Genomic DNA, 14,974 nt, shown 5'->3' on the forward strand with positions numbered 1-14,974 from the left:
GCTGTTCCGTAGCGCCTACGGGCACGCAGAGCTTCAATCAAAAGGATGGAATATGACAAGTAAAATTGTCCCTGTGATCATGGCAGGGGGCAAGGGCACTCGGCTGTGGCCGTTGTCACGTGCCACGGCAGCCAAGCAGTTTTTGGCATTGACTGGCGAAGAGACACTTTTTCAGTCCACTCTCGCGCGCGTGGCCGACAAAACTGTCTATGAGGCACCCTTGGTGGTGACCAATGAAGACTTCAGATTTCTGGTTGCCGAGCAGGCGCGCGCCAGGGATATCGCGCTGTCTGGTATCGTGCTGGAACCTGTGGCGCGAAACACCGCGCCCGCCTTGGCCGCGGCAGCGCGTATTGTCGCGGATAGGTTTGGTGAAGACACCATGCTATTTGTGCTGCCGTCGGACCACGCGATCACGATGGATGACAATTACCAAGCCGCCACCTCTGCCGCTTTGAGGGCGGCCGCGAAGGGAGAGCTGGTGACCTTCGGCATCACGCCGTTAGAGCCGGCAACAGGCTATGGCTATATCGAACTGGGCGGTCAGCTGGAGAACGGCGCCTATGCGGTTGGTCGGTTTGTGGAGAAACCGAATGCCGAGACCGCCCAGGCGCTGATCGATACCGGCAACTACTACTGGAACTCAGGCATGTTCCTGTTTTCGGCAGCCGCAATTATCGCTGAATTGGAGCTTTATTCGCCTGACGTTGTGACGGCTGTGGATCGCGCGGTTGCGGAGGCAACGCTGGACGCTGATTTTATTCGTCTTGATCGGGATGCATTTGCGCAAGCACCTTCGATTTCGATCGACTACGGGGTGATGGAAAAGACCGCCAATGCCGCCGTTGTCCCATCCGCCATCCAATGGTCGGATCTGGGAAGTTGGGATGCGGTCTGGAAAATCGGAGAAGTGGACGGCGACGGTAACGTGGTGCACGGCAATGTCACTGTACGTGATACCACAAACTCGCTGGTAATTTCCCGCAATGCCCATATGGCCGTGCAGGGCATGGATGGCGTGGCCGTGATCGCCTCGGAGGATGCGGTTTTGATCGGGCGTCTGGACAATGCGCAGGATGTGGGCAATCTGGTGAAGTTACTGGCCGCCGACCGGAAAACGGCAAGCCTGACCGAAACACATCCAACATCGCTGCGTCCCTGGGGTGGGTATACGTCGATCCTTAACGGTGATCGCTTCCAAGTGAAGCGATTGTTCGTTCATCCCGCCAAGAAGTTGTCCTTGCAAAAGCACCATCATCGGGCGGAGCATTGGATCTGCGTGAAGGGAACCGCGGAGGTCACCATCGGCGATCAGGTCACCATCTTGCACGAAAACCAGTCCGTCTACATCCCGCAGGGAGCCGTGCACCGGCTTGGCAATCCTGGTAAAATTCTGCTGGAAATGATCGAGATCCAGACTGGGTCTTATCTGGGCGAGGATGACATTGTCCGTCTTGTCGATGAATTCGGCAGGACCTGATCGGGGAGCTGAGAAGCAGCCCGATACTGGACGCAAAACCTCATGAGAAACATACTCTTTCACATTTGCGCGACCCTGCTGGGTCTGGCGCTGGCTTTCTTCGCCCTGCGATATACCACTGACCTGTGGGCGCCGGCTGTCGTTTTCTCCCTCCAGCTGCATGCCGGTGTCGCAATGATGCTGTTGGCGCTGTTTTGTCTGGCTCTGCGACCCGGTGCAGTCTCGATGGCTATGTTGTGCGCAACCATGTTGGTTGTTTGCCATGCTGTTCTGATGATTTGGAATTCGCTGCCGCCAACATTTTCGGCCGGGACCACCAGCACGCAAAGCCTGCGTGTGCTGTCCTTTAACGTCCTGGGCGAAAATCTTGAAAACGGTGGTGCGATCGCCGACTACATCCTGCAATCGGGCGCAGACATCGCCTATGTCATGGAAGCTGCCCCGGTTGGCTTACATCTCGATCGCCTGTCAAAAACCTTCCCGTATCGCATCGGCTGCGGAGACCATACGAGCACATGCGATCTGCTGTTGTTGTCAAAGTATCCGCTGGAGATGGTTTATGTCGGCAATCTCAGTGATTTGCGCAAGGATCGATTTGCAACGGCCCGAATTCATCTGGGCAGCGTCACGCTGTCTCTGGCCGCAGCGCATCTGAGCAAACCTTATTTTGACAAATACCATACAAATGAGCTGGCGGGACTTGGTGAAGCCCTCAGTAAGATCGACGGTCCTTTGGTGCTCGCGGGTGATTTCAACGCGGCAACCATAGCCCCCGACATGCAAGGCCTTTTGAAGCGCGCTGGATTGACGACGGCTGGCTTGGAGCCAGCGACGTGGCCGATCGGCGCAGGAATTCTGGGCGTTCCCATCGACCATATTTTCATTCGTATGCCAGTGATGGCGCAAAAATTGTCCCGCATCCCGTCGAGTTTTGGTTCCAACCATCATGGGTTGATCGCAGACCTCACCGTTCCGAACGGTGGCCTCTTGCCCGGACTCTGATCGGCTCTGCCCCTTCATTCAACAAGACCTTTTGGAAGGCGTTCTCACCATGAAGAATGGGAACTTAAAGGCACCCCCGCTGCCGGTGGTGATCCTCTCTACGGCTGATATTGATGCGCCGATCTGGACCAATAAACAGCATATAGCGGCGCGCCTCGTGGCCGAGCGTGAGGTCCATTATATTGAATCCCTTGGTCTGCGGGCACCGAGATTGAGCATCAAGGATCTGCGCCGGATCTTGGCGCGGATTTCGACAATCCTTTTGAAAAGACACAATCCTCGAAACATCAACGCATCTGGCAAGCGCCGTGAAGGCGTCGAGGCTTTACATAGACATCTGCCCATGGTTATCCCATTTCACGCCTGCGCGCCGGTGCGAGCGTTCAATCGGTGGATGATCAAGCGCCGTATCCAGCCGCGCTTGCCGGAGCGCTATGCGCTTTGGAGCTTCTCACCCCTGACCTATGGGCTGGAGGAACGAGCGGAGATGGTCGTGTATCATTCGGTCGACCTGTTGCACACGATTGACGGTATCCCGCGCAAAGCGTTGCTTCAAGCCGAGCGTCGGCTAATTACGCGGGCTGACGTGCTGGTTGCATCAAGTACAGGTGTCGCAAACCATCTGCGGGCCCTCCATGCAAACCCGATGGTGTGGGAAAATGTTGCCGACATCGATCTGTTTCAGGGGCTGCGCGCACCGGCATCGGATCGTGAGCGGCGCGCTATTTTCGTCGGCAACCTCACACCCAGCAAAATCGACTTCGCAATATTTGAGGCCATCATCGCCAAGGGGGTACGGCTTGCGCTGGCAGGACCGTTCAGCATTGATGGCACGAAACGCGACCCTGCGCTTGGCCGGCTGCTGGCCTCGCCACATGTTACCTATCTTGGCACGCTGAATCAGCAGGAAATGGCGGCAGAAATTGGCAAGAGCTGGGTCGGGATCATCCCCTATCACCTCAACCAATACACAACGGGCGTGTTTCCAATGAAGGTCTACGAGTATCTGGCTGCTGGTTTGCCGGTTGTCGCAACGGCATTACCAAGTATATCGGGCCGTGCGATCCCCGGGGTCACGATCGCCTCACCACAAGATTTTGCCGAGGTCGTTGCTCGCGCCTGCGCAGGCGAATACGCTTCCCCGCCGGGTGATTTCAGCAAAAACAGTTGGGATGCGCGCCTTGAACAGATCCGGACATTACTCGATTCCGGCCAACAACAGCCCGTGGAAGCTGCGCTTTAGGATGCCGATGCGCTATGTTCGCGACGCGCTACCGCTTATGCGCAGTCTCATTGCTTATGCGGCGATGCCGGCAGCCGGGATAATCACGGCCCCGATCCTGGCGCACGCCCTGGGCGCCACCGGGCGAGGGCAGTTAGCGGGTATTCTTCAGCCCATGACCCTGGCCGCTGCCGTGGCAGCGCTCGGTGTACCTTCTGCCGTTACTTATTTCATCGGCCGGCAGTCTCCGCCGGGCAAGGTCATTCGGCTGGCGGTGATCATAGCACTGATCATGACTTTTCTCGTGGGTTTGGCGTTGTTCTGGTACTCTGCGAGAATTGCCGAGCAACTCGATATAAGCCGTACTTTCTTGCTGCTGATTTGGGCGGCGTTCTTGCCGAGTGCCTTTATCGCCATACGACGTGGGCACATTCAGGGGTTGCGGCGATATGGTGCGCTTGATCTCGAGCGGATGCTGGGGTCAGGTTTGCGCGTGGGCGCCATCGTCCTGCTCTGGATAATCGGCGTGAAATCCGTGATCGCATTTGCCGCCATCTATATGATTGCCGGACTCAGCGCATCGGCGGTGCTTCGGCTTCCGGGGAATGCGAATGCCGCAAACACATTGAGACGCCAAGGCGGCAACATAATCCCGGAATTTACAAGCGCGTCTTTTTTCTCATACGCGATACTGTCCGCCTTCGGGACGATTGCGGCCACAGTGTCAGCCCGCCTCGATCAGGCGATCATGCCTGCAATTGTCGCGACCAATGACCTAGGATACTATTCTGTTGCCGTCACCGTTGCAGAGGTGCCTGGAATTATTACGGCAGTGCTTACGCGCAACGTACTGGCCGAAGTGGCTGGCGGCATCCACAGACAATCGGTGCTTCGCTCAATACTGCTCGGTGGATTTGCGCAGGTGGCCCTGACGATCGTAATCCTCGTAAGCCTTCCCTATGCCGTTCCTATTGTGTTCGGTGGGGATTTTGCGCCTGCTTTGGCATTAATCCGGATTTTGCTGCTTGGTACCTTCATCGGTTACTGGGCCAATGTCGTCGCCGCGTATCTCGGTGGACTGGGCAGGCCCGGCTACAATTCTTTGGGGCAGGCGGCCGCCGCGTTCACGACGATCATTCTGTTTTGGGCTGCCTGGCAGCGAATGGACGCCGCGACAGCTGCATGGATCAGCGTCTGGTCGCAGGCCGCTGCACTCGCGACGACGCTTGTTCTGGTTACTCGGCTAAGTCCGCGCGGACAAAGCCGGAATGTTTCAAACCCAAATGCGGAAGACGCAAACTAATATGCTTCTCACAGAACCGGCTCGTCTCTGGCTCCTGTCCACCCGGTACCATCGCGAAGGTAAACGCCGAAAGGCACGGCTGATTAAAGCCTATCTTTTCCTTTTTTTTCGTGCCGCTCTCCCACCGGAAGCAGTTCTTGCGGGGCTTCCATCTCTCGGTCATTTTGCGATGAATATCGTTGTTCATCCCAACGTATCCCTGGGGCGCGATGTGAGGCTGTGGCATTGCGTCACCCTGTCGGTCAGCGATGCTCCCGGGACCAAATCACGATTGACCATCGGCGACAGAGTAGAGATCGGCACGGGTGCTGTCATCATCGCCCCCCTGCGCAGCAGCATGTCCATTTGCAACGATGTCAGGATTGGGGCGAACTCGGTTGTGACCCGTTCGATTACACAGCCTGGCACCTATGCCGGCGCCCCCGCGGTGCGCGTCGTACCACGCGAAAAGGTTGAATAATGCGTATCCTCTTCGTCACGCTTGAGGTCTTCGGCGGCGCGAAAAAAGGCGGCGGTGAACGCTATGTAACGGAACTGGCCCGTGCCGCGCGAAACCGGGGGCTGACTGTCGATGTCGTTGTTGTGCGGTCCTTGCGCGAATTTGCAGAACTTGGCGATCTCGATGAGCCGGCGCATGCCATTTCTCTACGCCGTTTTTTCGACTTGGCGTATCGATGTGACATTGTCCATGTTCACCAGCTCAACACGCCTGGTTTTGACTATGCAGCGCTGATGGCCAAGTTGCTGCGCAAACCACTGGTCTTGACCGACCATGGCGGAGGCGCGCTCGCCCCTGGCCGGGCTCTGGGACGCTTGCGGCTGCGTCTCATCGATGCCGCAGGCTATGTGAGCGCCTGGAGCAGGCAGGACCTGGATCCAACGGGTATTATCAAACAGAATGTGATCATTATGGGAGGTGGCGATCATTTGCCAGACGCAGATCCACTTGAGCAGTGCTATGACTTTGGCTTCATTGGCCGCTTGGTGCCTCACAAGGGCGCCCATATCGCGGTTGAGGCTCTACCCGTAGGACGTCGTTTGGTTTTGGCGGGGCAACCTAGAGACCAAGCCTATTTCGCTTCTCTGAAACAACTGGCGCGCAACAAGGATGTCACCTTCGTTTCGGACGCGACTGATGAAGTTGTCGCCAGTCTCCATAAGTCCATAGGGTTTCTTCTCGTCCCCTCCGTCGAGCATTATCAGCGCCGTGATTTTTCCCGCCCTGAACTTTTGGGTCTTGTCGCGCTAGAGGCGCTGGCGGCCGGGACGCCTGTCATCGGCTCGGATGTCGGTGGGCTTGGGGAACTTCTCAAAATGGCAGGCCAAATCACTGTTCAGCCGGGCGATGTTCCTAAATGGCATCAGGCCCTTTCAAAGGCAGCGGGCAGTCGTTTTCCATCTGTGACCAGTTCCGCCTTCACATGGGATGCCGTCGCGGGGAAATGCATCGAACTCTATAGATCTCTTTAGATCTCTTTAGATCGAATTTTGTACTGCGCATCGTTGATCGTGTGTGCTTAGCTGAGGGGCAATTGCGTGCAACTGAAGACCTATAACGATTTACAGAAGGATATTGTCGGGAATTTATGGAAGATCCCGAATGATGTTGATTTAATTGTCGGTATTCCTCGCAGTGGCATTCTGGCAGCGAGTTTCATTGCGCTTTCGCTGAACCTGCCTCTCGTCGATCTCGATGGATTTTGTGCGGGCCGCGTGTTTGAAACAGGGACGACACGGCGGCGGGGAAATGCGTCGAAGCACTATCGTCGTGCTCTCATTGTCGACGATAGTAGCCGCACTGGAGAAGCGTTGGCCAAGGCGGTTGAAAAGCTGGACACCGCAAGCGTCGACTTGCCGCCCATCACCACCTGTGTGGTTTACGGAACATCGTCTATTCGGGGCCGTGTCGATGTGGTGATGGAAATCATTGATAAGGCGCGGATTTTTGAGTGGAATGTGTTGCATCATCCGGGAATTTTGAAAGACGCATGCCTCGATATTGATGGCGTTCTTTGCCACGATCCCAGTTACGCAGAAAATGATGACGGACCGGCTTACCTCGATTTTCTACAGCAAGCCCGCCCGCTTTACCTGCCGAGCCATCCGATCAAGGCGCTCGTGACCAGCCGTTTGGAGAAATACCGTCCGGAAACGGAGGAATGGTTGCGGCGCCACGGCGTTGTGTACGAGCAATTGATCATGCTCGATCTTCCAAGCGCCGCAGAGCGACGCCAGGCGGGCGTGCATGGATCGCACAAGGCGGCCTATTATCGGACGAGTTCGGCAAGGCTGTTCGTCGAGAGCGAACTGCATCAAGCCAATGAAATTGCGAGAATGAGCGGCAAACCTGTTCTATCCATTGAAGGGCCGAGGCTATGTCTGCCAAACGGCTTTTCTCCTCAGGCCCTGAAGCAACGGATCACCAATGTGCGTCTTTTGGCGCGGTGGTTGCGTGGCTGTATTGGCGACAAATGGGTTGATCGTCTTCGCGTTGTTTATATGCGGCTGTCGCGCGCTAAATCCAAAAAGCTGTAATCCCGATGAAACTTTTATTTGTGTCGAGATCGACACCATTTCATCGACTTGGCGGCATGGAAATACTGTCCTGGGCTCTTGCCAAGGCCATCGTTCTACGCGGGCATCAAGTTGAATTTCTGACCACCGGCATAACGGGCTTTCTTCCGGGCGCATCTGTTGATGGTATTACCGTCCATGCACTGGATTGCGCAGCAGGGCGCTATTCAAAAGCCTGGTGGAGCAAGTCACGTTCTGTCTTTCTGGACCAATATGCCGACAACGTCGATCTGGTGATGGGCGTTGGGGGAGGCGCGCATGGCGTTCTGGATGCCAAAATAAGAGGAAAATGTCGGACGCCGGTCATCTTGCAGTCGCATGGCACGCCTTGGGGGGAAATTGTCTCGAAGCTGGCCGTCCGGTCGCCCATTTCCTGGGCGGGGGCAGCCCGGAACATTCCCTATCTGGTGCGAGACTGGCGGCTTGGACACTATTCCGGGATCGTCTCCATCGGTCCCGCCGTCGATGAGGCACTCCGGCGCAAACCCATGTCGAAGCTTGTGCACCACACGCCCGTCACCATGATTGAGAATGGTGTGAACGAAGGGGAGTTGAGATTTGACCCGGCAGCTCGCAGCCGCCTTCGGCAGAGATTGGGCATAGGTCCGTCCACGGCGATCGTTGTTTCCCTAAGCCGCGTGATCTTGCAAAAGGGGGTTCGTGAGTCACTGGTTGGCTTTGCGCGCCTTGTGTCGAAACGCCCGGATGTTGCCTATCTGATCGCGGGGGAGGGCGATGCGGAACCTATGCTCCGAGCCTTGGCAAAAGACTTGAATATTGCCGACAAGGTGCATTTCCTTGGGCCGGTCTCTCGTGCCGATGTTCCAATGGTTTTAAGCGCCGCAGACGTTTTCCTGTTCACGTCGCTGAGACAGGAAGGTCTGGCGATTGCACCGCTTGAGGCGGCGGCGTCCGGGTTGCCCGCCGTTCTGTCCAGCCACCTGAGGCTTCCGGAACTCGTGGCCAGATATGCGCCACCAACAGAACCAGACGCCGTGGCTGATGCGCTCCAAGCCACATTGGATAGTGCGCCACCTCGCAACACAACTCTTTTGCCCAAGCGTTATTCTCTTGAGCACGCGACCACCCGATACCTTCAGCTTTTTGAAGAGACCATTTCACGCCGCTGACATCCGTCTCGCGCGCATAGACAGGTTGCTCCTCCCACTCCTTATCACCGTCCGCGCACCTGCTGCGACACGTCGCTGACGGCTGCCCAAACACCATAACATCACGACACCCGTCGATCTTTGAACCTTGATCTCACGCTGGTCACACCAATGGCGCGAGCGGGCGCGGCCATGCGCACGTGCCGCCATGATTTTCCCACCTGCCCAACTTTCCCCGAGCCACCCCCATTGATGAAGGTTAAAATCGTGCGACATCTCGACGTAGTATTGGCCCATGACTATCTCACCCAGCGTGGCGGAGCGGAACGGGTCACCGTGGAACTCGCGCGGGCGCTCAACCCGCGTTATTTGATAACCGCGATTTACTCCCCGGAAGATGCATTCCCGGAAATGAACCGGATTTCGATACGATCGACTGCGTTGAGCAGAGTGAAGTTGTTCCGCCGAGATTCTCGTCTGGCGCTGCCATTGCTGGCTTCTACATGGAATTTTATCAGGCCCGTGCGCGCGGATGCCGTGGTGTGCAGTTCATCTGGTTGGGCGCACGCGCTGCGGACTGCGGGGGCAACCCGAAAGATCGTCTATTGTCACAACCCGGCACGATGGCTTTATCAGGCGGATGATTATCTGCTGGATCGCCCATGGCCAGTGCGGGTGGCGTTGGGCCTCTTGCGAGCGGGTCTGTTGAAATGGGATCGCAAGGCGGCGGCCTCCGCGGATGTCTATATCGCGAATTCCACCTCGGTTGCAGAGCGCATTCGGCAAGTTTACGGCCGCGAAGCCCGCGTGGTTTTCCCGCCGGTTTCGGTTGATCCAACCTTGCCGGCAGAGCCAGTTCCGACGCTCGCGGGTAAAACCTTCTTCCTCATGGTGGGACGGTCACGTGGATACAAGGGAGCGCAGCCGTTGGTGGAGGCGTTCAGGGGTATGCCCGAGCATGTGCTTGCCGTTGCCGGTGGCGGCAAGATTCTGGATGCGCCTGCCAATGTTGTGTCGACCGGTTACGTCAGCGAGGCGAAGTTGCGTTGGCTCTATGCCAATGCGCGGGCATTGATCTCGGTGTCACGAGAAGACTTTGGATTGACGCCAATTGAAGCGAACGCGTTCGGCACGCCGGTTCTGCTCTTACGGGCAGGTGGATTTCTCGATTCGACGGATGAAGGCACGAGCGGTCTTTTCATCGACGACGCGACACCAGAGGCGATCCGTAGTGCTGTGCGTGCTTTCCCGGACACATGGGATACCGACGCCATCAAGCGTCATGCGGAGAAATTCAGCCCTCATCGGTTTCACGAGGCCATCCGTCGCATCGTTGCGGAAACATGCAACGCCGGGTGAAATGCTCGCGGCTCCAGGTACGGACTGAAGGAGGAACTATGCGCCGAAGACGTCTGCTGAAAGCCTCACTACTGTTCGCCACAGGCTGTGCCGCGTGGCCGGTCAGCGATGTTCACGCCGCCATCGAAAGAGAAATCTATGACGTTAGCGATTTCGGCGCAAAGGGTGATGGACGCAATGATGATACCGATGCGATCCGGACCGCAATGGCGCAGGCGGCGGCATCCAGAACACCTGCGACTGTCCATTTCCCCAAAGGCCGATATATCTTCAGCACCCTGGAAGAGCAGTTTGACGACATCGAGTTCAGCGGCGATGGGGCGGTCCTTGTATCGACATTGCCAGTCGGCACTCCTCAGCCGGCAATCTGGTTGCACGCCAGGAAGCTTTGGATCCACGATCTATCGCTTGATTATACCGATGCGATTGATGTGCGCCGACCCGGCGTCGTCGAGAGCCGCAAGCCCAACGCCTACGGTTTGCGCCTTGGCGGCGCGCGTGACCCGCATTTGTGGAATGCAGAGCTGGTCCGGGTCGAACGCGTTCAGGTCACCAATGCGCGGGGCGGCGGAATCCAAGTCTCCCATGCCAGTAACGTTACGGTTCGCGGCTGCCGCATACGCCAGGTTTTGGGCAACGGATTGGGTTTTGACGGTTGCGTGGCCAATGTTCTTGCCGAAGACAATGACATTGCCCTGACGGGTGACGATTTGCTGGTGATTGTCACGGACTTCCGTGTTCCCAACGGCACGCGAAACGTGATCTTTCGCCGTAACACTGTGGCGAAAGGCTACGCCAAGGGCATTGCGTCCAGCGGAGTTGACGGCATGGTCATCGAGGAAAACACCGTGAGTGACACGTTCGCGGGCGGAATTGTGGTGTTTTCCGATAGCTATTATCGGCTGGGTCGATCGATAGACGTGACTGTCAATGGCAACACCGTTAAGGCGGCAGGCCGCTTCTTTGGCGAAGGACAGTTTCGTAGAGAGGCATCACCCGTTGGCAACTCGATTTATGTTGCCGGTGGATCGGCAAACGTGGCCATTCGCGGCAACACGCTCATCGGATCTGTGCGCGACGGCATCGTCGTGACGACAATTAAAGGCCTGTCGATCGTCAAAAACAATGTGCTCGACCATCCGGGAGTGGGCATACTGGTTGGTGATCCAAGCGATATAGACACGAAGCGGGTCAGTCATTTTCAAATCGCATTCAATTCCGTCCGGGACAATCGTGATGGCATCATCGTCGGATCGGCAACAGACGGCACAATCACGGACAACGTGATCACGCTGGCTCCCCCGGGTAGGGGGCAAGCACTTGTTGTGGCTAACAGCAGCGCAGTCATCGTCCAGAAGTGAACGATTGGCACATGATTGCCGTGGAATGCATCTTCCACAGCTGCTCATAAAGGTGAAATTTGGATACGTTGAACCAAATTCTATTCATCGGGATCTGCTTTTTTATCCTGTTGCGCTTCTACTGGCTGGCCTTGCGGAACACGCCATGGAAAGGCTTGCTGTCTGCGCTGGCATGTATTTTATATATATTTTGCTTGTATGGCTCGGCCTTGATGCAAGTAGCAGGTCTCAGCAGCACGAAGCTTCTGGGGCCCCATATTTTGCCGCCTGCCCAGGCCTATGAGCTGGGTGGACTGGCAGGCAAATGGGCGATCGAATTATGTGTGATTTTGCTGGGTGAGGTTATGGCGGGGTTTCTCGTGCCACAGCGTAACCCCCTTATTTCTCAACGCTCCATTTCCAGAGCGTCTGGCGAATTCAATTTTGTTATGCGCAACGCCGCCCTTGCGTTGATCGTAGTCGGTTCCATTTCAACACTGGCGTTTCATTCCGACCTGTCCAGCCGTGCGGATGGAGGGCAGGGGGTGGTGACCATTCTCAAGACCTGCCTGGCGGTGGGGTTGTGCGTGTTTGCCTTCCATAACTTCTTCAATCAGAGGATTTATTATCTGGTCAGTGCTTGCGGGATGATCCTGCTGGTCACGGGGGCGGTCAGAAGTCCGGTTCTCTCCGTGGCCCTGGCGTTTTTCGCGGGCAAGATTGCGCGCGGAGAAGTCACTGCGGCGATGCTGATGCGATACGCCGTGTACGGGCTTGTGCTTGCGGTTGTAGGCGGGGCCATGTCGAACTTCCGGGGCGACGTTGTTTCAGGAAGGGGGGCTGATCTTTATACCGCGTTTGCGGAGTCGATCGAAAACCCTTTTACCGCCGTATATGGGGGAGGTATCGATACGCTTGATGGCTATCGCCTGGCACAATTCGTCCAGCCTAACGAACCGGCTCGTCCTGCGAATATTCTTGTGGCCATCACGACTTTTGTCCCTCGCGCTCTCTGGCCCGACAAGCCAAAGGATCTGAGCCTCGACATCACCAACCGGTATCTACGGTGGGACCAAGGGGGTATTTTCCTGTCTATGGTCGGTTACCTCTCTATCGCATTCGGCGGTTACATTCAGGCACTGCTTGCACTTTTCATATTGATGACCGGATTGTGCGGACTATACCGAAAGGTGTTTGCAACCTTTTACGGATTTATAGTTCTGCTGATGACCTTCCGCCTATTCCTGGGCGGGTCTCCATTCGATATCTATTTCTGCCTAGTATACCTGCTCATTTACACTCTCGCTCAAATCCCCTTCAAGCTGATTTGGGTTGGTTATTCTCGGAAAACGTACTCAGATGGTTGGCCTGTATAACGTTATGGCGCTCCGTCTCTTAACCAAACCGTTAAGGACAGCGCGAGGTTAAGGAGGTCGATAGGCACGCAGGTGATCTCGGCCATTCCACCGGTTCGCGTGCCGATCGAGCGAAGATGCTCAAGGGTGAGCCAACAGCTTGATCACCTCCAGGGAAGTGCCTTCTTCCGCTATTCATAAAGGCGCTGGAAAGTTTTGCCGCCATTGCTCCGGCCGAAGCACGAGCCGGTACGATATGCGCCACTGCGCCTTCTGAACATGATCGGTGTACGCCGCGACGATCTCAGGGGCGGAGCCTACGAGACGTCGTCAGCGCGTGAATGCCCATACGCCTCTTAACACCTGTAATGGGCAATTTCGGCTCCGACCCTCTGACTGGCCGAAAGCGACGCGGATGCCACCGTCTTACCCTTAAGACCGCCAGCAACACCAAAGAGGAGTTTCCCATGCGAGAGCCCATGCTGAATGAACTATCGTTGATCCGATCTGTCTGCATGCAGAGGAGCGGTGAAATTCGTGATCTTCTTTTCCGTGGTCAGATTTTCGCTCGGAGGCAGGTCGCATGAGACGACTTCCACGATCCTTTGATGTGGTCATCGATAATCTCTCTCACGTCGCGGCCGCATATTCTGATGGCGTAGCCGCGCGGGTACAGCACGAAATCTGGAGACGCCTCTCCAACATTTTTAAAACGGAGGACTGGGAGGTATCCGAGAGCCCTTCGGGTGTAAAAATTTCTTCTCGTGCCAGCGACGCGATAGCATATCCCCGGGCAGAACTTGTGGAGGCAGCGCTTGTCGCAGCCGCGCGACGCCCGGTTACGATCAAGACTCAACAGATCGTACCGAGTTTGAGCGCTCATTTTGGAGAGACCGAGAAGATCGCTCCGCTTGTCGAACTCGACCCTGGACAATACCGGATGGATATGTGTGCCGCAGCGCTCGCCTATGATGCGTTGAATGTCGGTGAGATGCGTTTTGCCGAGCAGGCCGTTGTGGGTGGAGAACGCTACGACCGACCGCTTTACCACGAGTGCCTTGCCCGACTGTTGGATCCAGACGGTGCCGTCGTTCTTCCCGGAACCTATATCGCCGCCCTGGAACGCCTCGGATTGATGCGGGTCTTTGACTGGCACGTCGTTCGGGAGATCTTCCGTCAGCTCGAGTATCGGCACGACGTCGTTATGGGCTGCAATGTTTCGGCGCTCTCTGCTGTGGATGACATTTGGTGGACATCCGCTTTTGCACAGTTGCGCCGACGACCCGATATTGCCAAACGGCTTGTGATTGAAATCACTGAAACTGCAATACTGCCAAGCGTAACCGATGCCATGGCCTTTATTTCGGCCGTCCAGGGGGTCGGCGCACGTGTCGCTATCGATGATTTCGGCGTGGGCCACTGTTGCCCCAATTTTGCCTGCGAAGCCAACGCTGACATCGTTAAAATTGATGGGTCACATGTGCGCAACCGGCTTTCCAACGAGGGGCAGCTTAAGCTCCGGAATTTGGTAAGCCTCGTCGGCGAGTTCGCGCCGATCGTTGTGGTGGAGGGGATAGAAAGTGCTGATGACCTGCACGCTGCGAAGGCAGCCGGTGCGAAATATTTTCAAGGCTATTATTTTCAGGCTCCGACATTTCCCGACCGTTTGGTCAATCGATCTCAGACGATAGGATGGGAGAAAGTCCGTTGAACGGCGAAGAGAGAAAGCCGCTTGGCTGGATGTTGGTAAAGGGCAAGGTTCAAATACGTGCCGGAAAAACCTTGGCGAGTCTCTCGATGGACGGTGCGCAGGCAGGATGCGGGCGGACTAGCGCTCTACTTGCCCGGCTGGCCAGATTCCGGCCTCTCGATGACCGGCCGGAGCATGCCTGGGCACATGCTCATATCTGTGATCAGAAAATTCAACGAATTGTTAGCGATCCGTCGTTCGGCTTCAGCACGGACGATGTTCGTACCATTATGTCGAGCTACCAAGCGGGTTTGATCGCAGGGCTGGACGGTCTGAGCTTTTCCTTTGACGATCGGATGCACGCACCATTTAGCCGCGACGAACTTCGCGACGTCAGCGCGATGGGTTTTAGGCACGGAGATGCGATACGGCAATGGTGGGCTAGCTACACGGCGTTGGTAACGGCCTATTTCGATGGGAAGTGGGTATGAAGAAAACCTCCAAGACCGCTCAATCTGAAGACACTCTCCCGCTTTGATT

13 protein-coding genes are annotated in these 14,974 nt (G+C 56.3%); all 13 read left to right on the forward strand.

Annotated elements, in window-relative coordinates:
* Positions 1–52 precede the first annotated feature (52 nt).
* The gene (locus RBH71_RS01755; RefSeq protein ID WP_025590901.1) at positions 53–1,480 is read left to right on the forward strand and encodes a mannose-1-phosphate guanylyltransferase/mannose-6-phosphate isomerase; all 1,428 of its coding nucleotides are present in this window, start codon (positions 53–55) and stop codon (positions 1,478–1,480) included.
* Between the two features lie 42 nt (positions 1,481–1,522).
* Complete coding sequence (locus tag RBH71_RS01760) at positions 1,523–2,482, forward strand: endonuclease/exonuclease/phosphatase family protein (RefSeq protein ID WP_111795645.1); 960 nt, start codon at positions 1,523–1,525, stop codon at positions 2,480–2,482.
* Positions 2,483–2,531: 49 nt separating this feature from the next.
* Complete coding sequence (locus tag RBH71_RS01765) at positions 2,532–3,725, forward strand: glycosyltransferase (protein ID WP_111795646.1); 1,194 nt, start codon at positions 2,532–2,534, stop codon at positions 3,723–3,725.
* A complete protein-coding gene (locus RBH71_RS01770) occupies positions 3,664–5,007 on the forward strand; it encodes a lipopolysaccharide biosynthesis protein (protein WP_162632425.1) in 1,344 nt (447 codons plus the stop codon). The genes RBH71_RS01765 and RBH71_RS01770 overlap by 62 nt, the downstream gene beginning before the upstream one ends.
* Position 5,008: 1 nt before the next feature.
* Positions 5,009–5,467: a hypothetical protein gene (locus RBH71_RS01775; protein WP_025590908.1), complete on the forward strand. Its 459-nt coding sequence runs from the start codon at positions 5,009–5,011 to the stop codon at positions 5,465–5,467.
* Positions 5,467–6,477 carry a glycosyltransferase family 4 protein gene (locus tag RBH71_RS01780; RefSeq protein WP_025590910.1) on the forward strand — a complete coding sequence of 337 codons (1,011 nt, stop codon included), beginning with the start codon at positions 5,467–5,469 and terminating at the stop codon, positions 6,475–6,477. Before RBH71_RS01775 ends, RBH71_RS01780 begins: the two co-directional genes overlap by 1 nt.
* 66 nt (positions 6,478–6,543) lie before the next feature.
* Complete coding sequence (locus RBH71_RS01785) at positions 6,544–7,542, forward strand: phosphoribosyltransferase family protein (RefSeq protein WP_025590912.1); 999 nt, start codon at positions 6,544–6,546, stop codon at positions 7,540–7,542.
* 5 nt (positions 7,543–7,547) lie between these two features.
* Positions 7,548–8,711, forward strand: a complete 1,164-nt coding sequence (locus RBH71_RS01790) for a glycosyltransferase family 4 protein (RefSeq protein WP_111795647.1) — start codon at positions 7,548–7,550, stop codon at positions 8,709–8,711.
* A 120-nt stretch (positions 8,712–8,831) separates the two neighbouring features.
* On the forward strand, positions 8,832–10,049 hold the full coding sequence (locus tag RBH71_RS01795) for a glycosyltransferase (protein WP_323687014.1): 1,218 nt from the start codon (positions 8,832–8,834) through the stop codon (positions 10,047–10,049).
* 38 nt (positions 10,050–10,087) lie between these two features.
* Positions 10,088–11,410: a right-handed parallel beta-helix repeat-containing protein gene (locus tag RBH71_RS01800; protein WP_025590918.1), complete on the forward strand. Its 1,323-nt coding sequence runs from the start codon at positions 10,088–10,090 to the stop codon at positions 11,408–11,410.
* Between the two features lie 59 nt (positions 11,411–11,469).
* Positions 11,470–12,765 (forward strand): hypothetical protein, encoded by a 1,296-nt coding sequence (locus RBH71_RS01805; RefSeq protein ID WP_152530014.1) that lies wholly within the window; start codon positions 11,470–11,472, stop codon positions 12,763–12,765.
* Between the two features lie 562 nt (positions 12,766–13,327).
* Positions 13,328–14,455, forward strand: a complete 1,128-nt coding sequence (locus tag RBH71_RS01810; protein ID WP_025590921.1) for an EAL domain-containing protein — start codon at positions 13,328–13,330, stop codon at positions 14,453–14,455.
* Complete coding sequence (locus RBH71_RS01815) at positions 14,452–14,925, forward strand: hypothetical protein (protein WP_025590924.1); 474 nt, start codon at positions 14,452–14,454, stop codon at positions 14,923–14,925. The genes RBH71_RS01810 and RBH71_RS01815 overlap by 4 nt, the downstream gene beginning before the upstream one ends.
* The last annotated feature ends 49 nt before the right edge of the window (positions 14,926–14,974 follow it).

Origin of the sequence: Rhizobium sp. AN68 (assembly GCF_030758035.1) — a bacterium.
GTDB classification, from domain to species: domain Bacteria; phylum Pseudomonadota; class Alphaproteobacteria; order Rhizobiales; family Rhizobiaceae; genus Agrobacterium; species Agrobacterium tumefaciens.

What these genes read in the sequence shown, in the direction of transcription:
- RBH71_RS01755 (WP_025590901.1), top strand. Translation starts at nt 53, where the DNA reads ATGACAAGTAAAATTGTCCCTGTGATCATGGCAGGGGGCAAGGGCACT.
- RBH71_RS01760 (WP_111795645.1), top strand. Translation starts at nt 1,523, where the DNA reads ATGAGAAACATACTCTTTCACATTTGCGCGACCCTGCTGGGTCTGGCG.
- RBH71_RS01765 (WP_111795646.1), top strand. Translation starts at nt 2,532, where the DNA reads ATGAAGAATGGGAACTTAAAGGCACCCCCGCTGCCGGTGGTGATCCTC.
- RBH71_RS01775 (WP_025590908.1), top strand. Translation starts at nt 5,009, where the DNA reads ATGCTTCTCACAGAACCGGCTCGTCTCTGGCTCCTGTCCACCCGGTAC.
- RBH71_RS01780 (WP_025590910.1), top strand. Translation starts at nt 5,467, where the DNA reads ATGCGTATCCTCTTCGTCACGCTTGAGGTCTTCGGCGGCGCGAAAAAA.
- RBH71_RS01790 (WP_111795647.1), top strand. Translation starts at nt 7,548, where the DNA reads ATGAAACTTTTATTTGTGTCGAGATCGACACCATTTCATCGACTTGGC.
- RBH71_RS01800 (WP_025590918.1), top strand. Translation starts at nt 10,088, where the DNA reads ATGCGCCGAAGACGTCTGCTGAAAGCCTCACTACTGTTCGCCACAGGC.
- RBH71_RS01810 (WP_025590921.1), top strand. Translation starts at nt 13,328, where the DNA reads ATGAGACGACTTCCACGATCCTTTGATGTGGTCATCGATAATCTCTCT.